Origin of the sequence: Myxococcus llanfairpwllgwyngyllgogerychwyrndrobwllllantysiliogogogochensis, from assembly GCF_006636215.1 — a bacterium.
Taxonomy (GTDB): Bacteria; Myxococcota; Myxococcia; order Myxococcales; family Myxococcaceae; genus Myxococcus; species Myxococcus llanfairpwllgwyngyllgogerychwyrndrobwllllantysiliogogogochensis.
This window is the reverse complement of sequence record NZ_VIFM01000761.1, coordinates 1-449: the sequence shown is the minus strand read 5'-3', so window position 1 is coordinate 449 and position 449 is coordinate 1. Positions and strand designations below refer to the sequence as shown.

Below are 449 nucleotides of genomic sequence, written 5' to 3'. Positions count from 1 at the left end.
GACCGGCGCAGCGGTGGGCGGGGCCGTGGGCGGCCCGATCGGCATCGTGGTCGGCGTGGCCGTGGGGGGCGTGGCTGGGGCGTTGGGCGGCGCCGCCGTCAGCAAGGCCACGGTGGAACCCTCGGCGCCCGGCACCGTGCCGCCCTTGCCCGAAGACACGCACGAGCCCGACCTGCCAAGGTGATCGATAACGGAGCGGGCCTGCGGAGCGCCGCGCACCACGCGCACCACGGGATGAATGCCGGCCGTGCGGGAAACGGCATGGCATGGCCCTTGCCGGAGAAAAAAAAGGGGAACGGGAAGACTGCCGCCCCATGGCCCTCGCGGGCCTGCCTGGCGGCAGCGGAGGGAGAGGCGGGAAGCGCCGAGAATTCTGGTGCGGCTGGCGGGGATCGAACCCACGACCCTTGGCTTCGGAGGCCAATACTCTATCCACTGAGCTACAGCCG

1 protein-coding gene is annotated in these 449 nt (G+C 71.7%); it reads left to right on the top strand.

Going from position 1 to position 449, the window contains the following annotated elements; translation table 11 throughout:
* The coding region (locus FJV41_RS57390) for a hypothetical protein (RefSeq protein WP_220138016.1) at positions 1 to 184 on the top strand (184 nt) is incomplete at its 5' end.
* Between the last annotated feature and the right edge of the window lie 265 nt (positions 185 to 449).